This window comes from Burkholderia humptydooensis, assembly GCF_001513745.1.
Classification (GTDB): domain Bacteria; phylum Pseudomonadota; class Gammaproteobacteria; order Burkholderiales; family Burkholderiaceae; genus Burkholderia; species Burkholderia humptydooensis.
Map to the genome: position 1 here is coordinate 447,758 of NZ_CP013382.1, position 16,183 is coordinate 463,940.

Sequence of the window (16,183 nt, forward strand, 5' to 3'; positions counted from 1 at the left end):
TGCCGGCGGGCGGCCCGCTCATGTCCCGCGCTGCGCCTGCGCCGCGAGCCGCACGGCCGCGTTCGCCGCGCCGTATCCGTCGTAGCCGCCGCGCCGCTCGACGATCTCGAACGAGAAGCGGCCGTCGACGAGCTCGGTGTACGCGTGCAGGAACTCGCCGCCCGCATCGTCGCGGTCGTACAGCAGGTGATGGCGGCTCAGCGTGTCGATCGTCTCGTCGGGCAGCGCGTAGCGCGCGGCGAGATCGTCGTAGTAATTGCGTGGAATCCGCAGGAACGGCACGCCGTCGGCGGCGAATTCGGCGATCGCCGCGCCGATGTCGTTCGTGCGGAACGCAACGTGATTGAGCCCCGTGCCGCGATAGCGCTCGAGCGACCGGACGACGGCCGTATGCCGGTCCACCGACGCATTGAGCGCGATGCGCACCGAGCCGTCCGGGCTGCGCACCGCGCGGCTGCGCACGAGCCCGTACGGATCGGGCACGAGCCAGTTGCGCTCGGCCTCGAAGCCGAATGCGGTCTTGAAGAACAGCACCCACGTATCGAGCGCGTCGGCGGGCAGCGCGAGGCACACGTGATCGATGCCGACGAGCGGGCCGACTTCGCTCGGCCCGTCGATGTCGGTCAGCACGAAATCCGATTCGTACAGCGTCGGCGCGCCGGGCGTCTCGTCGACGAAGTAGTTCAGGCTGCCGTCGGGCGCGCGCACGCTTTGCAGCACGCGCTCGTTCGGGCCGACGCGGCCCGAGAACGGCGCGTAGCCGTAGCCCGCCGCGCGCTCGAACGCGAGGCGCGCGTCGTCGACGCGAAACGCCGACGCGCACAGCGACAGGCCGTGCGCCTGGAAGAACGCGTCGGCGAACGAGTCGCGCTCGGCGTTCAGCACGATCGACGCCGCGCCGTGCTGATACAGCGTCACGTCCTTCGAGCGATGGCGGCCCGCGCGCCTGAAGCGCAGCTTGCCGAGCCAGCCGGCGACGTTGTCGGCGGCGGCCGCGTCGACTGCGAATTCGATGAACTGAAAGCCGATGTGCGCGGGCGCGGGCGGCGGCGCGAAGAGCGGCTGCGAGGGCGGCTGTGAGGGCGTCGGCGCGATGTGCGCGCGCGGCGCGCTCGCGGCGCGCGCTTCGCTGGCCTCGCGTGCCTCGCGTGCCGCCGGCAGGTCGCGCGGTGTCCGCTGCGCTTGCCGCGCCTGCCGCACATCGCGCGCGAGCCGCTCGCGCGTCGTCTCCTCGAGATACAGCAGCGACCGATAGCCGTCCGCGGCCGTCAGCGCGGTCGGCGCGGCGCGAAAGCCGTCGTTGAAGATTTCGAGCGACAGCGGCCCTGCGTAGCCCGATTCGATCACGCGCGCGGTGAACCCCGCGAGGTCGAAGTCGCCCTGGCCCGGAAACGACCGGTAATGCCGGCTCCATTCGAGCACGTCCATCGCGAGCTTCGGCGCGTCGGCGATCTGCACGAACGCGATCCGGTGGCCGGGAATGCGCGCGATGCCGTCCGGCGAATCGTCGAGCGACAGCGTGTGGAAGCTGTCGAGCGCGAGCCCGAGATGAGGATGGTCGACCGCGTCGACGAGCTGCCACGCGTGCCCGTAGGTCTTCACGTTCCGACCCCACGCAAGCGCCTCGTACGCGACGACGACGCCCGCTTCCTGCGCGGCGCGCGCGAGCGCGCCCAACTGGTCGACGAGCAGCGCGTCGTCGCCGATCGCGTCCGGCGACACGTTGCTGCACACGAGAATGCGGTCCGCGCCGAGCTCGTGCATCAGCTCGAACTTGCGCCTCGCGCGCTCGAGATTGCGCGCGAGACGCTCGGGCGGCACGCCCTCGAAGTCGCGAAACGGCTGGAACAGCACGATGTCGAGGCCGAGATCGGCGGCGATTGCGCGCACGTCGGCGGGCGAGCCGTCGAAGTACAGCAAGTCGTTCTCGAAGATCTCGACGCCGTCGAAGCCGGCGGCGCGGATCGCGCTGAGCTTCTCGACGAGCGTGCCCGATAGCGACACGGTGGCGATCGAACGCTGCATGGTGGATGTCCTGCTGATGAAGGACGGCTCGCGGCCGGACGGACGCGGCGCGCCGTCGGAGGAGGCGCGCCGCATCGCCGGCCGCGCGCCGTCGAGGGTCGGAAAGGCGCGAGTCGCAGAGTATACGAACTAACTGGATGGTACAAATTATAGAAAACCCGGAAAGACATTGCGCGAGCGCAAGCGCACACTGGCGCCGAATCTTGACGACGCGGGCGCGTTCGTCTACGGATGCGTACCCGTTTTTCACCGGAGTGTCATACATGAGCAAGCCGAAGGTGCTGGTCCTGAACGGGCCGAACCTGAACCTGCTGGGCAAGCGCGAGCCGCACATCTACGGCTCGGAAACGCTGCAGGACGTCGAGCGCCGCTGCGCGGACGCCGCGCACGCGCTCGGCCTCGCGCTCGAGTTTCGCCAGTCGAACGCCGAGCATCAATTGATCGACTGGCTGCACGAAGCGCGCGAGCGCGTCGAGGGTGTCGTGATCAATCCGGCTGCGTACACGCACACGTCGGTCGCGATCGCCGATGCGCTCGCCGCGCTCGGCAAGCCGATCATCGAAGTGCACATCTCGAACGTCCACCGGCGCGAGGCGTTCCGTCACCATTCGTTCGTGTCGGCGGTCGCCGATGGCGTGATCTGCGGCTGCGGCACCGAAGGCTACGTGCTCGCGCTGCAACGGATCGCGACGCTGATCCGCGAGGAGGGTGCGCGATGAGCGGACGTTCGTTTCTGATCGGTCTGATCGGCGCCGGGATCGGCGGTTCGCTGTCGCCCGCGATGCACGAGGAGGAGGGGCGCCGCCAGGGCTTGAGCTACGTGTACCGGCGCATCGATCTCGACGCGCTGCGGCTCGCGGCCGACGCGCTGCCCGAGCTGCTCGCGGCCGCCGAGCGGATGGGCTTCGACGGCCTGAACATCACGCATCCGTGCAAGCAGCGCGTGATCGAGCATCTGGACGAGCTGTCGCCGGACGCGGCCGCGCTCGGCGCGGTCAACACGGTGCGCTTGCTCGACGGCCGGCGGATCGGACACAACACCGACTGGTCGGGCTTTGCGAAGGCGTTCGCGCGCGGGCTGCCGGGCGCGCCGCTCGAACGCGTCGTGCAACTGGGCGCGGGCGGCGCGGGCGCGGCCGTCGCGCATGCGGCGCTGACGATGGGCGCGGCGGAACTCGCGCTCTTCGACGTCGACCCGACGCGCGCGCTCGCGCTCGCCGACCAACTTCAGGCGCGCTTCCCGCACGCGCGGCTGAGCGCGGGCGGCCCGCTCGCCGACGCGCTCGCGAACGCGAACGGCCTCATTCACGCGACGCCGACCGGCATGCTCGGGCACCCGGGCCTGCCGCTGCCGGCGGAACTGCTGCGAAGCGATCTCTGGGTGGCCGACATCGTTTATTTCCCGCTCGAGAACGAGCTGATCCGCACCGCGCGCGCGCTCGGCTGCCGCACGCTGCCGGGCGGCGGCATGGCGGTGTACCAGGCGGCCGACGCGTTCGAGATCTTCACCGGCCGCCCGCCGGACGCCGAACGGATGTTCGGGCACTTCCAGGCGCTCGTCGCGCGCTGAATTCCCCGACACAGACAGAAAAGACAGACAGATACAACAGGAGACATCGATGCCCCAGCCGATCAACACCGACGCCGTGCCGAACGCGGCCGGCGCGCCTGCCCGCGCGGCGGGCGCCGCGCAGCCGCGCTCGAATGCGCGTTACCGGATTCTCGCGCTGCTCGCGATCGGGACGATGATCAATTATCTCGATCGCACGGTGCTCGGCGTCGCGGCGCCGGGGCTCACGAAAGAGCTCGGCATCGGCGCAGCGGCGATGGGCGTGATGTTCTCCGCGTTCTCGTGGACCTACGTGCTCGCGCAGGTGCCGGGCGGCCTGCTGCTCGACCGCTTCGGCAGCAGGATCACCTATTACTGGTCGATGACGCTGTGGTCGCTGTTCACGCTGCTGCAGGGCTTCGTGCACGGCGTCGCGCCGCTCCTCGCGTGCCGGCTCGGGCTCGGCCTTTCCGAGGCGCCGTGCTTTCCGACCAACAGCCGCGTCGTCGCGACGTGGTTTCCGCAGAAGGAGCGCGCGATGGCGACGGGCACCTATACCGTCGGCGAATACATCGGCCTCGCGTTCCTGAGCCCCGCGCTGTTCGCGCTGATGGGCGCGTTCGGCTGGCGCTCGCTCTTCTGGGTCGTGGGCGGCGTCGGCATTGTGTTCGGCTTCGTCTGGTGGAAGTTCTATCACGAGCCGAAGGACCATCCGCGCGCGAACGCGGCCGAGCTCGCGTACATCGAGGAAGGCGGCGGGCTCGTGCAGTCGGCGGCGGGCGGCGGCTCGCGCGCGACGTTCAACTGGGGCATCGCCGGCCGATTGCTGAAGAAGCGCCAGCTCGCGGGCATCTGCCTCGGCCAGTTCGCCGGCAACTCGACGCTCGTGTTCTTCCTCACGTGGTTCCCGACCTACCTCGCGACCGAGCGCCACATGGGCTGGCTCAAGATCGGCTTCTTCGCGGTGATGCCGTTCATCGCCGCGTCGGTCGGCGTGATGTTCGGCGGGCTCTTCTCCGACTGGCTGCTGCGCCGCGGGAAATCGGCGAACGTCGCGCGCAAGCTGCCGATCATCGCGGGCCTGTTGCTCGCGTCGACGATCGTGCTCGCGAACTACGTGCGGAGCAACGAGGCGGTGATCGCGATCATGTCGGTCGCGTTCTTCGCGCAGGGAATGGCCGCGCTCGGCTGGACGCTCGTGTCCGACATCGCGCCCGAGGGCCTCCTCGGCGCGACGGGCGGCATCTTCAACCTCGCCGCGAACCTCGCGGGCATCGTCACGCCGCTCGTCGTCGGTTTCATCGTCGCGGCGACCGGATCGTTCGTCGGCGCGCTCGCGTTCATCGGCGTCGTCGCGCTGATCGGCGCGCTGTCGTACATCTTCGTCGTCGGCGACATCAAGCGGATCGAGCTGTAGCGGCAAGCGCGCCGCAAGAGCGGCGCGCGCGGCGCGGCTTGGGGCCGCGCGCGCCGTTTTTTTTCGGCGTCGCGCACGGCGGCAGGAGCGCGTCACCGCATCGCGATCCCGAGCGATTTCAGCGCGCCGCCGATCGCCGCCACCGCGCCGCGCATCTCGGGCGCACCGAGCGCGCCGATGCAGCCGACGCGAAACGTGTCGGCCGTCGTCAGCTTGCCCGGATACAGCACGTAGCCCGCGTCGCGCACGGCCGCGTAGAGCGCGGCGAACGCATACGCGGGGTCGGCGGGCGCGTGGAACGTGACGATGACGGGCGCCTGCGCGCGCGCGTCGAGAAACGGCTCGAAGCCGAGCGCGCGCATGCCCTCGACGAGCGTCGTGCAGTTCTGCGCATAGCGCGCGCCGCGCGCCGGCTGGCCGCCTTCGTCGAAGAACTGGTCGAGCGCGGCGCGCAGCGCGGCGAGCACGTGCGTCGGCGGCGTGAAGCGCCATTGCGACGTGCGCTGCATGTACGCGTACTGGTCGTGCAGATCGAGCGCGACCGACGGCGAGCGCCCCTCAGCCGCCTCGAGCAGCGCGCGCCGCACGATCACGAAGCCCATGCCGGGCACCCCTTCCAGACACTTGCCGCTCGCCGAGACCAGCGCATCGATGCCGCTGCCCGCGAGCGCGATCGGCAGCGCGCCGAACGAACTCATCGCATCGACGAGCAGCGCCTTGCCGCGCGCGCGGCAGACGGCGGCGATGTCGTCGAGCGGGTTCAGCAGGCCGGCGCTCGTCTCCAGATGCACGAGCGCGACGTGCGTGATGCGCGCGTCGCGCGCGAGCGCCGCGTCGATCGCTTGCGCGCTCGCCGGCTCGTCTTCGGCGAACCGCAGCTCGACGTGCGCGATGCCGAGCCGGCGCAGAATCCTCGCGATCCGCGCGCAATACGCGCCGTTGTCCGGCACGAGCACGCAACCGTCGCGCGGCACGAGCGTGCCGAGCGCCGCCTCGACGGCGAACGTGCCGCTGCCTTGCAGCGGCACGCAGACGTATGCGTCGCCGCCGTCCGCGATCCGCACGAGATCCGCGCAGACGCTCTTCGTCAGCCGGTTGAAAGCGGCGTCCCACGAGCCCCAGTCGCGCAGCATCGCGTCGCGTGTGATGCGCGACGTCGTCAGCGGGCCGGGCGTCAGCAGGATGGGATCACGTTGTGGCATGGCTTCATCACTCCGGAAAAGGCCGAAATCGGGTCGTTGGCGGATGTGGAGGATAGTGGCGAAATGTGTCGTTTTTTGGAAATCAGATCGATCGTCACGGAGCTGTCATCGAACGCTGTGATGCTTCGGGTGCCGCGAAAGACCGGAGCGTCCGGCTGCGGCGGGCCGGCGGCGCGGCCCGTGCGGACGAGGTTTGCGCGCCGTTCGGCCGTTCGTGGTTCCACCCTACGGAGAAGCGACATGACGTATTCGAATTTCCCGCGCGGCGGCGCCTGGCGCCGCTTCGCGCTCGCCGCCGGCGCAGCCGCGCTGTTGCAAGGCGCGGCGACGCACGCGCAGGCGGCAGCCGTCGTGCTGTACACGGCGGACGGCCTCGAGAACCTGTACCGCGACGTGCTGCCCGCGTTCGAGAAGCAGGAAGGCGTGAAGGTGAACATCGTGACGGCGGGCAGCGGCGAAGTGGTGAACCGCGCGAACGTCGAGAAGGGCTCGCCCAAGGCCGACGTGATCGTCACGCTGCCGCCGTTCATCCAGCAGGCGGGCCAGTTGGGCCTCTTGCAGCCGTACCGCAGCGTCAACTACAAGAACGTGCCGGCGATCGCGAAGGCGGAAGACGGCTCGTGGGCGACGTTCGTCAACAACTACTTCTCGTTCGCGATCAACCCGTCGGTCGTGAAGAGCCAGCCGAAGACGTTCGCCGATCTGCTGCATCCCGACTACAGCGGCAAGCTCGCGTACTCGAACCCGGCGACGGCGGGCGACGGAATGGCCGTCATCATCCTGACGAGCGCGCTGATGGGCGAGGACAAGGCGTTCGACTATCTCGCGAAGCTCGAGCGCGGCGTGAAGTTCCACACGAAGGGCACGGGCTACCTGAACGTGCTGCTGTCGCGCAACGAGATCGCGGTCGCGAACGGCGACCTGCAGATGGATCTTGACGACGCCGAGCACGGCGGCCTGTCGATCAAGCCGATCTTCGTCGCCGCGAAGGAAGGCGAGCCGCCGACGACGTTCCAGTTGCCGTACGCGATCGGCCTCATCAAGGGCAGCCCGAACCAGGACGCGGGCAAGAAGCTGATCGACTACCTGATGTCGACCGACGTGCAGGCGAAGGTGCCCGACATGTTCGGCATTCCGGGCCGCACCGACGTGCCGCTCGCGGGCAGGAACGGCGAGGCGGTGAAGCGTGCGATCGCCGGCGTGAAGCTGATCCCGGTCGACTGGAACGCGGTGATGGCGAAGAAGCCCGTGTGGACCGAGCGCTGGAAGAAGGAGGTGATCGGCGATTCGGGCAAGCAGACCGAAGTCGTCAAGCCGAAATGAGCGGACGCCGCGGCCGCGGCAAGCCGACGCGATGACGTGTCGAAGGACGAAACCTGGTGGATACCGCAAGTCTCACCCATTCCGGCGCGTTCGATGCGGCGCGCCCGCACGCGGCGCCGCGCGCGGGCGCGCCTGGCGGCGTGCGCATCGAGCACCTGAGCGTGCGCTACGGCGCGCGCACGGTGCTCGACGATCTGTCGCTCGACATCGGCGCGGGCGAACTGCTCGCCGTGCTCGGCAAGAGCGGCTGCGGCAAGACGACGTTGCTGCGCTTCATCGCCGGCTTCGTGAAGGCGGACGGCCTGGCGGGCACGCTCGCCGTCGCCGGCCGCGACCTGACGCACGCGCCGCCGCACAAGCGCAATCTCGGATTGCTGTTCCAGAACTACGCGCTGTTCCCGCACCTGACCGTATTCGAGAACGTCGCGTTCGGGCTGCGCGCGCGGCGCATGTCGTCCGCGGACATCGCGCGTCGCGTCGCCGATGCGCTCAAGCTCGTGCAGCTCGGCGACGCCGGCCATCATCTGCCCGCGCAACTGTCGGGCGGGATGCAGCAGCGCGTCGCGCTCGCGCGCGCGCTCGTGATCGAGCCGGACGTGCTGCTGCTCGACGAGCCGCTGTCCGCGCTCGACGCGAACCTGCGCGCGTCGGTGCGCAGCGAGCTGAAGGCGCTGCACGAGCGGCTGCCGAACCTGACCGTCGTCTGCGTGACGCACGATCGCGACGACGCGCTCGTGCTCGCCGACCGCGCGCTCCTGATGCGCGACGGCCGCGTCGCGCAGCTCGGCACGCCGCAGCAGTTGTACGACGCGCCCGCCGACGGCTTCGTCGCGCGATACCTGGGCGCGGCGAACCTGCTGCCGCCGAACGTCGTGTTTGCGTTCGGCGATCCGCGCCACGACGTGCGCGACAAGGTCGCGTGCGTGCGGCCGGAACGGCTCGCCGTGCGGCCGCTCGGCGAAGGGCGGCTGCACGGCACGATCGCGTCGGTCGAATGGCACGGCGCGGCGCTGTCGCTGACCGTGATGCTCGATGCGGCGTGCGACGAGCCGGTGCTCGTCGCGATGCAGCGCGGCCGCGGCCCGGCGCCCGAGCGCGGCGCGCGCGTATCGCTCGATTGCGAGGCGGACGATGTCGTCCTTATCTCACCTTGAGCCGCGGGCGGCGCTCGCCGCCGATCCCGCGGCGCACGCCCGCATCCGCGCGTCGGCCGCCGCGCACGACGCCGCCGCGCGGCGCCGCGAGCGGCGCTCGACCGTGCGCATCGTCGCGCTCGCGGCCGTCGTGCTCGGCCCGCTCGTGCTGTATCCGCTCGCGCGGCTCGTGCTGCTGAGCGTGCTCGGCGATCACGGCCCGACGCTCGCCGCGTACCGAACCTTTTTCGCGAGCCACGACGTCCGCGATGTGCTCGGCACGACGCTGTGGGTGCTGTTCACGAGCGCGGGCACCGCGTCGGTCGTCGGCGTGCTGCTCGCCGCGCTGCTGTTCTTCCGGCCGTTTCCGGGCGCGTCGCTCGTCACGCGCTTCCTCGAGCTATATGTCGCGTTCCCGTCGTTTCTCGTCGCGTTCACGCTGATCTTCCTGTACGGCTCGCAAGGCTCGGTCAGCATCGCGCTGCAACGCGTCTTCGGCCTCGACGCGCCGCCGCTCGATTTCCTGTTCGGCACGGGCGGCGTGATCCTCGCGCAGACGGTGTTCTACACGCCGTTCGTCGTGCGGCCGACGCTCGCGTCGTTCGCGACGCTCGATCCGCGGCTCGTCGAAGCCGCTTCGAGCCTCGGCGCGAACGGCTGGATGCGCGCGCGGCGCGTCGTACTGCCGCTCGCGTGGCCGGGCATCGCGGCGGGCGTGATCCTGTGCTTCCTGCTGACGCTGAACGAATTCGGCATCCTGCTCGTGCTCGGCAGCGCGCGGCTCGTCACGCTGCCGGTGGCGATCTACAGCAGCGCGACCGTCGACATCGATCTGCCGGCCGCGGCCGCGGGCGCGGTCGTGATGCTCGCGATGTCGCTCACGCTCTATGCGCTGTACCGGCGGATGAGCCGGCGCGCGAGCGAAGGAGGGCGCGATGTCCGCTGATTTCCCGACGCGCGCCGCGGCGGTGCCGCGCCGCGAGCTGCGCTGGACCGATGCGGCGTCGCGCGTCGCGGCTCGCGCGCTCGTCGCGCTCGCGGCCGCCGCCTGCTGCTGGCTGTTCGTGCTGCCCGTCGTGGTCGTCGCGCTGTCGAGCGTCGCCGAGCACTGGTCGGGCACGATCCTGCCGGCCGGCTACAGCCTGCGCTGGTTCGAGCGCCTCGGTCGGCCCGAGTTCGACGCGCTCGCCGCGAGCCTCGAGATCGGGCTCGGCGTCGCCGCGCTCGGCACGGCGCTCGGCATCGCGCTGGCGCTCGCGCTCGAAGGCCGCGCGCGGCGCGGCGTCGGCGCGCTCGTCGATGCGCTCGTGATGCTGCCGAACGGCGTGCCGAGCGTCGTGCTCGGGCTTGCGGTGCTGATCGCGTATCACGCGAAGCCCGTCGACCTGTCGAGCTCGCCCGCGATCGTCGTGCTCGTGCAGCTCGCGCTCGTGCTGCCGTTCTGCTACCGGTGCGCGGCCGCCGCGCTGCGCCCCGAGCTGACCGTGCTGCGCGAGGCGGCGGCGAGCCTCGGCGCGCCGCCCGCGATGGTGCTGCGCCGCGTGCTGCTGCCGCAGCTCGTGCCGGCGATCCGCGCGAGCCTCGCGCTCGGCTTCGCGCTGTCGCTCGGCGAGCTCGGCGCGACGCTGACCGTCTATCCGCCGGGCTTCGCGACCGTGCCGATCGTCGTGATCGGCGACGTCGAGCGCGGCTACTACCTGCCCGCGTCGGCGCTGTCGCTGCTGCTGCTTGGCGCGTCGCTCGCCGCGCTCGTCGCGATCGCGGCGCGCGCGCCGCGGCCGGCACGATGAGCGGCGCGTCGGCGCGCCGTTCGCGCGTAACATGAACGAAAGGCCCGAGGGGCGAAACGCCATGAATCGACACATCGAAGTCAACGGCCGCGTCTACCGGATGCCGGCCGAGCCGACCGTCGCCGTCTGCGTCGACGGCTGCGAATGCGATTACCTCGAAGAGGCCGCGAACGCGGGCGTCGCGCCGTTCATCGCGCGGATGCTGCGAGAGGGCTCGGCGTTCGACGCCGACTGCGTGATCCCGTCGTTCACGAACCCGAACAACCTGTCGATCGTGTGCGGCGCGCCGCCTTCGGTGCACGGCATCTGCGGGAACTTCTTCTGGGATCCGGACGCGCAGGGCGGCGCGGGCGCCGCGGTGATGATGAACGATCCCGCGTACCTGCGCGCGGGCACGCTGCTTGCGGCCGCGGCGGACGCGGGCGCGAAGGTCGCCGTCGTGACGGCGAAGGACAAGCTGCGCCGGCTGCTCGGCTGGCGGATGCGCGGCGTGTGCTTCTCGGCGGAGAAGGCGAACCAGGCGAACCTCGGCGAGAACGGCATCGCCGACGTGCTCGACTTCGTCGGCCTGCCGTCGCCCGACGTCTACAGCGCGGCGCTGTCGGAATTCGTGCTCGCGGCGGGCGTGCGGCTCGCGCGGAACCGGCGCGCGGACCTGATGTACCTGTCGACGACCGATTACGTGCAGCACAAATGCGCGCCGGGCAGCGACGGCGCGAACGCGTTCTACGCGATGATGGACCGCTACCTCGCGGCGCTCGACGCGCTCGGCTGGGTGATCGGCCTGACCGCGGATCACGGGATGAACGCGAAGCACGATCCGCGCACGGGCGAGCCGAACGTCGTCTACCTGCAGGACGCGCTCGACGCGTGGCTCGGGCCGCGCCGCGCGCGCGTGATCCTGCCGATCACCGATCCTTACGTCGTCCATCACGGCGCGCTCGGCTCGTTCGCGACGATCTACGTCGCTCACGGCGTCGACGCGGGCGCGGTGATCGGCCGGCTGCGCGAGTTCGACGGCATCGAGCTCGCGCTCGACAACGCGACGGCGGCCGAGCGCTTCGAGCTGCCGGCCGACCGGATCGGCGACGTCGTCGTCGTGGGCCGGCGCGACGTCGCGCTCGGCACGCGCGCGCGCGAGCACGACCTGTCGGGGCTGACGGTGCCGCTGCGCTCGCACGGCGGCCTGTCCGAGCAGCGCGTGCCGCTCCTGTTCAATCGCCGGATCGAGGGCATCGAGCCGGGCCGCCGGCTGCGCAACTTCGATCTGTTCGACCTCGCGCTGAACCGGCCCGCGCCATGACGACGCGCGAGCTTCGCGATCACCCCGCGTACCGCCGCGAGACATTGCGCTGGCGCGGCGAGCGGGCGACGCGCGCGCGCACGCTCGACGTATTCGACCCGTATTCGGGGCGGCGCGTCGGCACGGTGCCGCTCGCGACGGTCGACGACGTGCGCCGTGCGTTCGACTATGCGGCCGCGTACCGGCCGGCGCTGTCGCGCTACGAGCGCTCGCAGATCCTCGAGCGCGCGGCCGCGCGCCTGATCGCATGCGCGGAAGAGGCGTCGACGCTGATCTCGCTCGAATCGGGCCTGTCGAAACAGGACTCGCGCTACGAGATCGGCCGCGTCGCGGACGTGTTCAAGTTCGCGTCGATCGAGGCGCTGCGCGACGACGCGCAGAGCTACTCGTGCGATCTGACGCCGCACGGCACGTCGCGCCGCGTGTTCTCGCAGCGGCAGCCGCTCGACGGCGTGATCGTCGCGATCACGCCGTTCAATCATCCGATGAACCAGGTCGCGCACAAGATCGCGCCCGCGATCGCGACGAACAACCGCGTGATTGTGAAGCCGTCGGAGAAGGTGCCGCTGTCGGCGCTGTATCTCGCCGACGTGCTGTACGAAGCGGGCTTGCCCGAGCCGATGCTGCAGGTGCTGACGGGCGATCCGCGCGAAATCGCCGACGAACTGCTGACGCACCCGAGCGCGACGCTGATCACGTTCACGGGCGGCGTCGCGATCGGCAAATATATCGCGGCGAAGGCGGGCTACCGGCGCATCGTGCTCGAGCTGGGCGGCAACGATCCGCTGATCGTGCTCGACGACGCCGACCTCGAACGCGCGGCGACGCTCGCCGCGCAGGGCTCGTACAAGAATTCGGGGCAGCGCTGCACGGCGGTGAAGCGCATCCTCGTGCAGAAGCGCGTCGCGCCGCGCTTCACGGAACTGCTCGTCGAGCAGACCCGCGCGTGGACATACGGCGATCCGTTCGACCCGGCGAACCGGATGGGGACGGTGATCGACGAGGCTGCCGCCGCGCTGTTCGAGGCGCGCGTCGACGAAGCGGTGTCGCACGGCGCGCGCCTGCTGACGGGCAACGCGCGGCGCGGCGCGCTGTATGCGCCGACGGTGCTCGACCGCGTCGACGCGTCGATGACGCTCGTGCGCGAGGAGACGTTCGGGCCCGTGTCGCCGATCATCGCGTTCGACACGATCGACGACGCGATCCGGATCAGCAACGGCACCGCATTCGGCCTGTCGTCGGGCGTGTGCACGGATCGCGCGGATGCGATCGTGCGTTTCGTCAACGAACTGAACGTCGGCACGGTGAACGTGTGGGAGGTGCCGGGCTACCGGCTCGAGCTGACGCCGTTCGGCGGCATCAAGGATTCGGGTCTGGGATACAAGGAAGGAGTGCAGGAAGCGATGAAGAGCTTCACGAATCTGAAGACGTTCTCTTTACCGTGGGCGTGACGAAATGGCGCTGACCCTCGATGACATTCGCATGCTGTTCGACCGCCACGGCGACATTGCCTACAGCGGCGAGCCGGTGACGCAGCGCGAGCATGCGCTGCAGAGCGCGCAGCTCGCCGAAGAGGCGGGCGCGGGCGACGCGCTGATCGCGGCGGCGCTGCTGCACGATCTGGGCCACCTGCTGAACCGCCAGGGCGAGACGCCGACCGCGCACGGCATCGACGACCTGCATCAGTATTACGTGCTGCCGTTCCTGCGGCCGCTGTTTTCCGACGCGGTGCTGGAGCCGATCCGGCTGCACGTCGACGCGAAGCGCTGCCTGTGCGCGATCGACGCCTCGTATTACGCGCGCCTGTCCGCGGACTCGGTGCGCAGCTTGCATCTGCAGGGTGGCGTCTTCTCGGATGCGGAAGCCGAGGCGTTTCTGAAGCGTCCTTATGCGCCGGACGCGATCCGCGTGCGGCGCTGGGACGATCTCGCGAAGGTGGCCGGCAAGCCGACGCCGGATCTGGATCACTACATGCGCGCGGTTGCGCGCGTCATGGCGTCATGAAGTAACGACCGACTCCCGCATCCATATCTATAACGAGACCCTCAAAAAGGGCTTGCGCGGGGGAGGGGATGTGCTTAGAATCACGCCTCTTTCGCGCTGCGGCGAACGCGGCGCGAAGGGGGAAGTGGGAAGTCTTGAGCTCAGGCAGTACGGTCGACCGCGAGGACGGGCGGGAGCGCGAGACGGCGATGACGAGGTTTCGGTGGCGCGGCGGTAAAAAAGATGTTGACGCGCTGCGAATAAGTGATCATAATCTCATTTCTCTGCTGCTGACAACGCAGCGCTGCTGAGAAGGCGGTGGAAAGTGGTGAAATCTTCTCGCAGATATGCTCTTTAACAATGAACAGCCGATAAGTGTGGGCGCTTGATGTGGCGGACGATCTTCGGATCGCGAGCAAAAGTATCAAGAGTCTCACACAAAAGTAAGCCAGGTTTGTGAAGCAATTCACGACCTGTCAGCTTTGAGTGAGCGACCGGTTGGAAACAACCGAAAACAGTAACAGGCATTGAACTGAAGAGTTTGATCCTGGCTCAGATTGAACGCTGGCGGCATGCCTTACACATGCAAGTCGAACGGCAGCGCGGACTTCGGTCTGGCGGCGAGTGGCGAACGGGTGAGTAATACATCGGAACATGTCCTGTAGTGGGGGATAGCCCGGCGAAAGCCGGATTAATACCGCATACGATCTGAGGATGAAAGCGGGGGACCTTCGGGCCTCGCGCTATAGGGTTGGCCGATGGCTGATTAGCTAGTTGGTGGGGTAAAGGCCTACCAAGGCGACGATCAGTAGCTGGTCTGAGAGGACGACCAGCCACACTGGGACTGAGACACGGCCCAGACTCCTACGGGAGGCAGCAGTGGGGAATTTTGGACAATGGGCGCAAGCCTGATCCAGCAATGCCGCGTGTGTGAAGAAGGCCTTCGGGTTGTAAAGCACTTTTGTCCGGAAAGAAATCATTCTGGCGAATAACCGGGGTGGATGACGGTACCGGAAGAATAAGCACCGGCTAACTACGTGCCAGCAGCCGCGGTAATACGTAGGGTGCGAGCGTTAATCGGAATTACTGGGCGTAAAGCGTGCGCAGGCGGTTCGCTAAGACCGATGTGAAATCCCCGGGCTCAACCTGGGAACTGCATTGGTGACTGGCGGGCTAGAGTATGGCAGAGGGGGGTAGAATTCCACGTGTAGCAGTGAAATGCGTAGAGATGTGGAGGAATACCGATGGCGAAGGCAGCCCCCTGGGCCAATACTGACGCTCATGCACGAAAGCGTGGGGAGCAAACAGGATTAGATACCCTGGTAGTCCACGCCCTAAACGATGTCAACTAGTTGTTGGGGATTCATTTCCTTAGTAACGTAGCTAACGCGTGAAGTTGACCGCCTGGGGAGTACGGTCGCAAGATTAAAACTCAAAGGAATTGACGGGGACCCGCACAAGCGGTGGATGATGTGGATTAATTCGATGCAACGCGAAAAACCTTACCTACCCTTGACATGGTCGGAATCCTGCTGAGAGGCGGGAGTGCTCGAAAGAGAACCGGCGCACAGGTGCTGCATGGCTGTCGTCAGCTCGTGTCGTGAGATGTTGGGTTAAGTCCCGCAACGAGCGCAACCCTTGTCCTTAGTTGCTACGCAAGAGCACTCTAAGGAGACTGCCGGTGACAAACCGGAGGAAGGTGGGGATGACGTCAAGTCCTCATGGCCCTTATGGGTAGGGCTTCACACGTCATACAATGGTCGGAACAGAGGGTCGCCAACCCGCGAGGGGGAGCCAATCCCAGAAAACCGATCGTAGTCCGGATTGCACTCTGCAACTCGAGTGCATGAAGCTGGAATCGCTAGTAATCGCGGATCAGCATGCCGCGGTGAATACGTTCCCGGGTCTTGTACACACCGCCCGTCACACCATGGGAGTGGGTTTTACCAGAAGTGGCTAGTCTAACCGCAAGGAGGACGGTCACCACGGTAGGATTCATGACTGGGGTGAAGTCGTAACAAGGTAGCCGTATCGGAAGGTGCGGCTGGATCACCTCCTTTCTCGAGCTTAAATCCGCGAAGTTGAGCGCTCACGCTTATCGGCTGTGAATCAGGACAGACTCAGGGGTCTGTAGCTCAGTCGGTTAGAGCACCGTCTTGATAAGGCGGGGGTCGTTGGTTCGAATCCAACCAGACCCACCAATTGTCTGGCGAGAAGGGAACCTGAGTGTCTCTGTACGGGGGCATAGCTCAGCTGGGAGAGCACCTGCTTTGCAAGCAGGGGGTCGTCGGTTCGATCCCGTCTGCCTCCACCACAATCTTCAATGACAAGCGTTCGACTTGAGTCGAATCTTTGTCCTTGGCGATTGAGCCAGTCAGAGTGATGCAGGCAACTGTATCGGCTGTCGTTCTTTAACAATCTGGAAGAAGTAAGTAATTTGGATAGCGGAAGCGTCTTT

At 68.0% G+C, this 16,183-nt stretch carries 12 protein-coding genes, 2 tRNA genes and 1 rRNA gene; 13 read left to right on the top strand and 2 right to left on the bottom strand.

What is annotated here, in order from left to right:
• Positions 1–18 precede the first annotated feature (18 nt).
• Positions 19–2,025 carry a bifunctional sugar phosphate isomerase/epimerase/4-hydroxyphenylpyruvate dioxygenase family protein gene (locus AQ610_RS21295; RefSeq protein WP_043283194.1) on the bottom strand — a complete coding sequence of 669 codons (2,007 nt, stop codon included), beginning with the start codon at positions 2,023–2,025 and terminating at the stop codon, positions 19–21.
• Positions 2,026–2,288: 263 nt separating this feature from the next.
• On the opposite strand from AQ610_RS21295, the gene aroQ reads away from it, so the two are divergent.
• From aroQ to AQ610_RS21315, 3 genes are read left to right on the top strand one after another with little or no spacing between them, the layout of a single operon-like run.
• The gene (gene aroQ / locus AQ610_RS21305) at positions 2,289–2,744 is read left to right on the top strand and encodes a type II 3-dehydroquinate dehydratase (RefSeq protein ID WP_009914313.1); all 456 of its coding nucleotides are present in this window, start codon (positions 2,289–2,291) and stop codon (positions 2,742–2,744) included.
• A complete protein-coding gene (locus AQ610_RS21310; RefSeq protein ID WP_006028974.1) occupies positions 2,741–3,595 on the top strand; it encodes a shikimate dehydrogenase in 855 nt (284 codons plus the stop codon). Before aroQ ends, AQ610_RS21310 begins: the two co-directional genes overlap by 4 nt.
• Positions 3,596–3,644: 49 nt before the next feature.
• Positions 3,645–4,991 (top strand): MFS transporter, encoded by a 1,347-nt coding sequence (locus tag AQ610_RS21315; RefSeq protein ID WP_006028973.1) that lies wholly within the window; start codon positions 3,645–3,647, stop codon positions 4,989–4,991.
• A gap of 92 nt (positions 4,992–5,083) precedes the next feature.
• Here AQ610_RS21315 and AQ610_RS21320 read toward each other — a convergent pair whose 3' ends face one another.
• Positions 5,084–6,193, bottom strand: a complete 1,110-nt coding sequence (locus AQ610_RS21320) for a 2-aminoethylphosphonate--pyruvate transaminase (protein WP_006028972.1) — start codon at positions 6,191–6,193, stop codon at positions 5,084–5,086.
• Between the two features lie 240 nt (positions 6,194–6,433).
• On the opposite strand from AQ610_RS21320, the gene phnS reads away from it, so the two are divergent.
• The 10 genes from phnS to AQ610_RS21375 all read left to right on the top strand — a co-directional run bounded on the left by phnS (position 6,434) and on the right by AQ610_RS21375 (position 16,039).
• Complete coding sequence (gene phnS, locus AQ610_RS21325; RefSeq protein WP_006028971.1) at positions 6,434–7,516, top strand: 2-aminoethylphosphonate ABC transporter substrate-binding protein; 1,083 nt, start codon at positions 6,434–6,436, stop codon at positions 7,514–7,516.
• A 56-nt stretch (positions 7,517–7,572) separates the two neighbouring features.
• Entirely contained in the window at positions 7,573–8,670 is a 1,098-nt protein-coding gene (gene phnT, locus AQ610_RS21330) for a 2-aminoethylphosphonate ABC transport system ATP-binding subunit PhnT (protein WP_006028970.1), read from the top strand.
• Positions 8,648–9,595 carry a 2-aminoethylphosphonate ABC transporter permease subunit gene (gene phnU / locus AQ610_RS21335; protein ID WP_006028969.1) on the top strand — a complete coding sequence of 316 codons (948 nt, stop codon included), beginning with the start codon at positions 8,648–8,650 and terminating at the stop codon, positions 9,593–9,595. Before phnT ends, phnU begins: the two co-directional genes overlap by 23 nt.
• A complete protein-coding gene (gene phnV / locus AQ610_RS21340; protein ID WP_006028968.1) occupies positions 9,585–10,439 on the top strand; it encodes a 2-aminoethylphosphonate ABC transport system, membrane component PhnV in 855 nt (284 codons plus the stop codon). The genes phnU and phnV overlap by 11 nt, the downstream gene beginning before the upstream one ends.
• Before the next feature lie 31 nt (positions 10,440–10,470).
• Positions 10,471–11,742, top strand: coding sequence for a phosphonoacetate hydrolase (gene phnA / locus AQ610_RS21345; RefSeq protein ID WP_009914324.1), 1,272 nt, complete (start codon positions 10,471–10,473; stop codon positions 11,740–11,742).
• Positions 11,739–13,193, top strand: a complete 1,455-nt coding sequence (gene phnY, locus AQ610_RS21350; RefSeq protein ID WP_006028966.1) for a phosphonoacetaldehyde dehydrogenase — start codon at positions 11,739–11,741, stop codon at positions 13,191–13,193. Before phnA ends, phnY begins: the two co-directional genes overlap by 4 nt.
• A 4-nt stretch (positions 13,194–13,197) precedes the next feature.
• The gene (locus AQ610_RS21355) at positions 13,198–13,746 is read left to right on the top strand and encodes a phosphonate degradation HD-domain oxygenase (RefSeq protein ID WP_009914327.1); all 549 of its coding nucleotides are present in this window, start codon (positions 13,198–13,200) and stop codon (positions 13,744–13,746) included.
• Between the two features lie 508 nt (positions 13,747–14,254).
• Positions 14,255–15,785: ribosomal RNA gene (locus AQ610_RS21365) — 16S ribosomal RNA — on the top strand.
• Positions 15,786–15,849: 64 nt separating this feature from the next.
• Positions 15,850–15,926, top strand: a tRNA-Ile gene (locus tag AQ610_RS21370).
• Between the two features lie 37 nt (positions 15,927–15,963).
• Positions 15,964–16,039 (top strand) — tRNA-Ala (locus AQ610_RS21375).
• The last annotated feature ends 144 nt before the right edge of the window (positions 16,040–16,183 follow it).

Bases quoted from the DNA above. Each gene is read 5' to 3' on its own strand.
- AQ610_RS21295 (WP_043283194.1), bottom strand. From the start codon at position 2,025: ATGCAGCGTTCGATCGCCACCGTGTCGCTATCGGGCACGCTCGTCGAG.
- aroQ (WP_009914313.1), top strand. From the start codon at position 2,289: ATGAGCAAGCCGAAGGTGCTGGTCCTGAACGGGCCGAACCTGAACCTG.
- AQ610_RS21310 (WP_006028974.1), top strand. From the start codon at position 2,741: ATGAGCGGACGTTCGTTTCTGATCGGTCTGATCGGCGCCGGGATCGGC.
- AQ610_RS21315 (WP_006028973.1), top strand. From the start codon at position 3,645: ATGCCCCAGCCGATCAACACCGACGCCGTGCCGAACGCGGCCGGCGCG.
- AQ610_RS21320 (WP_006028972.1), bottom strand. From the start codon at position 6,193: ATGCCACAACGTGATCCCATCCTGCTGACGCCCGGCCCGCTGACGACG.
- phnS (WP_006028971.1), top strand. From the start codon at position 6,434: ATGACGTATTCGAATTTCCCGCGCGGCGGCGCCTGGCGCCGCTTCGCG.
- phnU (WP_006028969.1), top strand. From the start codon at position 8,648: ATGTCGTCCTTATCTCACCTTGAGCCGCGGGCGGCGCTCGCCGCCGAT.
- phnV (WP_006028968.1), top strand. From the start codon at position 9,585: ATGTCCGCTGATTTCCCGACGCGCGCCGCGGCGGTGCCGCGCCGCGAG.
- phnA (WP_009914324.1), top strand. From the start codon at position 10,471: ATGAACGAAAGGCCCGAGGGGCGAAACGCCATGAATCGACACATCGAA.
- phnY (WP_006028966.1), top strand. From the start codon at position 11,739: ATGACGACGCGCGAGCTTCGCGATCACCCCGCGTACCGCCGCGAGACA.
- AQ610_RS21355 (WP_009914327.1), top strand. From the start codon at position 13,198: ATGGCGCTGACCCTCGATGACATTCGCATGCTGTTCGACCGCCACGGC.